Consider the following 3,613-nt stretch of genomic DNA (forward strand, 5'->3'; position numbering starts at 1 on the left):
GGCGACGACCACCAGCAGGACGGCCGCGCACCACAGGGGGGCCGACACCGAGACGTGCCGGATGAGCAGGGCGCCGATGGCCGCGCCCAGCAGCACGCGCCGCCGATCCACCTCCGTTCCGGGGCCGGTGTCCTCGGGGCGGGCGGCGCGGACCAGCGCGGTCAGCGCGGCCATGCCCGCCAGCGCGCCGACGGCGGACGGCGCCGCGTCGGCGGGCCCGGCGACCGGCCGGGTCAGCGACGCGACGGCCCCGACGGCCCCGAACGCGCCGAGCCCGATCAGGCCCCACGCGAGCCGGCGTCGGCTCAGCGCCCCGACGGCCAGGGCCGCCGCGACGACTCCGATGCCGAGCCCGACCAGCAGGACCGTCTTGTCGTCGTCGCCGAAACGGCGGATCGCGAAGTCCTTGAGCCACCCCGGGGTGAGGTCGACGAAGCCCGCGCCGACCGCGAGCAGCGGCGAGGACGACACCCGTCCGAGCGCGCCGGCCGTCAGCTCCGCGACGCCCATCGCGGCCGCGGCGGCCGCCAGGCCGCTCAGCCCGGCGGTGGCCCACCGCAGGGGCCCGGTCGCTCGTTCGTCTGTCACGACCGGTGTTCGGGGCCGGACGGCAGGTGGATGGGTCGCGATTTTTTCGGGATCCGGACCCATCCGGCAGGCCGTCCGCATCGAATCATCAGTGTGGAGATGAGCGAAGCGGGCATCGGACCGCGCCCGGCGGGGGCGGTCGGCGTGGAGCCGCCGGACCTGGCCGAGCTGCTCGGCCGCGTCGCCCGCGGCGACCGGGAAGCGTTCGGGGACGTGTACGAACGCCTGTCCGGGCCCGTCTACGGGCTGGCGCTGCGGGTCGTCCGCGATCCCGCGCAGGCGGAGGAGATCGCCCAGGACGTGCTGGTCGAGCTGTGGCGCAAGGCCTCGCACTACCGTCCGGAACGCGGCAGCGCGACGTCGTGGGCGCTGACCGTGGCGCACCGCCGCGCCGTCGACCGGGTCCGCTCCAGCCAGGCCGACCGGGACCGCGAGGAGCGCGCCGGCGCGCCGGCGCGCGAGTACGACGAGGTCGCCGAGGAGGTCGGGGTCCGGCTGGAGCACCAGCAGGTGCGCCGCTGCATGCGGGGCCTGACGGGGACCCAGCGTGAGTCGATCACGCTCGCCTACTACGGCGGCTACACCTACCGCGAGGTCTCCGAACTGCTCGGCGTCGGCCTCGCCGCCGTCAAGACCCGGATGCGCGACGGACTCATCCGGTTGCGTGACTGCCTGGGAGTGCAGCCATGACCCACGACCTCGACACGCACCGCCTCGCCGGCGCCTACGCGCTGGACGCCCTCACCGACACCGAGCGGCGCCGGTTCGAGCGCCACCTGCGGGGCTGCGCGGCCTGCGCCGACGAGGCCGCCGGATTCCGCGAGACCGCGGCCCGGCTGGCGCTGGCGGCCGCGCGCCGCCCGCCGGACGAGCTGCGCGGACGGGTCATGGCGGAGATCGCCCGGACCCGGCAGTCGCCGCCGCTCGCCCGGCGCCTGCCGTCCCCCCGGGCGCGCGGGCCGGTCTGGCTGGCCGCCGCGGCCTGCCTGGTGCTGGTGCTGGCGCTGGCGGGCGCCGGCGCGGCATGGCGGGTCCAGCGGTCCGCGGAACGCGAGCAGTCCCTGAACCGGCAGGTCGCCGCGGTGATGAGCGCGCCGGACGCGCGCACCTCCACCGTCCGGACGCCGGACGCCGCCACCGTCACGGTCGTCTCGTCGCGCTCGCTCGGCAAGGCCGTCGTCACCACGAACCGGATGCCGCCCCTGCCGTCGGCCAGGACGTACCAGATGTGGTGGCTCGGCCCGGCCGCTCCGCGCTCGGCCGGGACGATGAACCCGGCGGAGTCGGACCGCCCGGTGATCGCCACCGGACTCGGCGGCGCCCGGCGCATCGGCGTGACGGTCGAGCCCGCCGGCGGCTCGGCCCGGCCGAGCGGCGCCCCGATCCTGACCCTCGCCGTCGGCTGAGGGCCCGGGACCGGCCCGCCGCCGGACGAGACGACCTCCGGCGGCGGGCCTTCCACCCTCGGCCGGTACCGCGCCGGCCTGCCGGCTCGGCCGTGCGACCCCGCCGGCCGTGACGTCACGCGCCCGCGTCGCTCACCTCCACGGGCCCGGGCGAGGCCAGGGCGATGTGGGGACGGCCGGTGATGGGGTGCGGGCCGATGTGGGCGCGCACTCCGAAGACGTCCTGGATGAACTCGGGTGTCAGCACCTGGAGGGGCGGACCGTGCCCGGCGACCGCGCCGTCGCGCAGGACGACGACCTGGTCGGCGTAGGCGGCGGCGTGGTCCAGGTCGTGGAGGGCCGCCAGCAGGGTGAGCCCGAGTGAGCGGATCAGGTCGAGCAGGGCGAACTGCGCGCCGGCGTCGAGATGGTTGGTGGGCTCGTCCAGGATCAGCAGCGGGGCCTCCTGCGCGAGGGCCCTGGCCAGCAGCACGCGCTGCCGTTCTCCTCCGGAGAGGGTCGACACGAGCCGGTCGGCGGCCCGGTCCATGCCGACCCGCCTCAGCGCGTCCGTGATCGCCGCGCGGTCGGCGCGGGTCTCGCGGTCGAGGGGCCCCTGGTGGGCGGTCCGGCCGACGGCGACGGCCTCCGCGACGGAGAAGTCGCCCCCGGCCCCGCCGTGCTGCGGCAGGACGGCACGGCGCCGCGCGGCGCGCCGGGGCGACATCCGCCACAGGTCCTCGCCGCCGAGACGGACGACGCCCCCGGACGGACGCAGCGACCGGTACACCGTCCTAAGCAGGGTGGACTTGCCGCTGCCGTTCGGGCCGACCAGCGCCACGAACTCGCCCGGCCCCGCGCTCAGGCACACGCCGGTGACGATGGGACGGGCGTCGATCCGGACGCTCACCCCTTCCAGGTCAAGGCGCATGGGTGCCTCCGGTGGCGCGGCGGCGCAGCAGGAACAGGAAGAAGGGGACCCCGAGCCCGGTGGTGAAGACCCCGACCGGCAGCTCGTTGGGACGGTCGGCGATCCGGGCGGCCAGATCCACCAGCACCATGAACACCGCACCGCCCAGCAGCGCCACGGGCAGGACGCGGCGGTGGTCGGAGCCGACCGCGAACCGGGCCATGTGCGGGACCATCAGGCCGACGAACCCGATGCCGCCCACGACGCTCACCACCGTGGCGGCGAGCAGCGAGCCGATCAGCAGCAGCGTGACGCGCAGCGCGGCGACCGGGACGCCCATCCCCGTCGCGGCGTCCTCCCCGGCCAGGAGCGCGTTGAGCGGCCGGGCCCGGAGCATCAGGCAGGCCAGGCAGGCCGCGATCAGCGCGGCGGGGAGGCCGAGGTCGGTCCAGGTGGCGCCGGCCACGCTGCCCATCAGCCAGAACATCATCCCCTGCAGTTCGGTGGGGTTGAGCTGGAGCTGGACGAACGTCGTCGCGGCGGTGCACAGGTACCCGACGGCGACGCCGGTCAGGACCAGCCACGAGTCGAGCAGCCGCCCCGCCCGCTGCGCCAGCGCGTACACCAGCAGCGCCGACAGCAGGGCGGCGGCGAAGGCGGCGCCGGTCACGCCCAGCGCGCCGGTCGCGCCGCCGAGGGCGGTGCCGCCGAGCGCGGGCACGAGCACGGC

4 protein-coding genes and 1 pseudogene are annotated in these 3,613 nt (G+C 76.7%); 2 read left to right on the forward strand and 3 right to left on the reverse strand.

The genetic code is table 11. From position 1 onward, the window contains the following. Positions 1 to 588, reverse strand: a pseudogene (locus AB0C69_RS39935) (molybdopterin-binding oxidoreductase); the annotation flags it as partial. A 99-nt stretch (positions 589 to 687) separates the two neighbouring features. Between AB0C69_RS39935 and sigK the strand changes: the two are divergent. Continuing rightward, entirely contained in the window at positions 688 to 1,278 is a 591-nt protein-coding gene (gene sigK / locus AB0C69_RS39940) for an ECF RNA polymerase sigma factor SigK (protein WP_345182942.1), read from the forward strand. Beyond that, a complete protein-coding gene (locus tag AB0C69_RS39945; RefSeq protein ID WP_360361573.1) occupies positions 1,275 to 1,994 on the forward strand; it encodes an anti-sigma factor in 720 nt (239 codons plus the stop codon). The genes sigK and AB0C69_RS39945 overlap by 4 nt, the downstream gene beginning before the upstream one ends. A gap of 115 nt (positions 1,995 to 2,109) precedes the next feature. Here AB0C69_RS39945 and AB0C69_RS39950 read toward each other — a convergent pair whose 3' ends face one another. Together AB0C69_RS39950 and AB0C69_RS39955 are read right to left on the reverse strand one after the other, a co-directional pair. Further along, positions 2,110 to 2,904, reverse strand: coding sequence for an ABC transporter ATP-binding protein (locus tag AB0C69_RS39950; RefSeq protein ID WP_345182945.1), 795 nt, complete (start codon positions 2,902 to 2,904; stop codon positions 2,110 to 2,112). Then, positions 2,894 to 3,613, reverse strand: a 720-nt coding sequence (locus tag AB0C69_RS39955) for an iron ABC transporter permease (RefSeq protein WP_360361577.1), incomplete at its 5' end; no start/stop codon positions are given. The genes AB0C69_RS39950 and AB0C69_RS39955, both read right to left, overlap by 11 nt.

Source organism: Actinomadura sp. NPDC048032, assembly GCF_040653175.1.
GTDB classification, from domain to species: Bacteria; Actinomycetota; Actinomycetes; order Streptosporangiales; family Streptosporangiaceae; genus Spirillospora; species Spirillospora verrucosospora.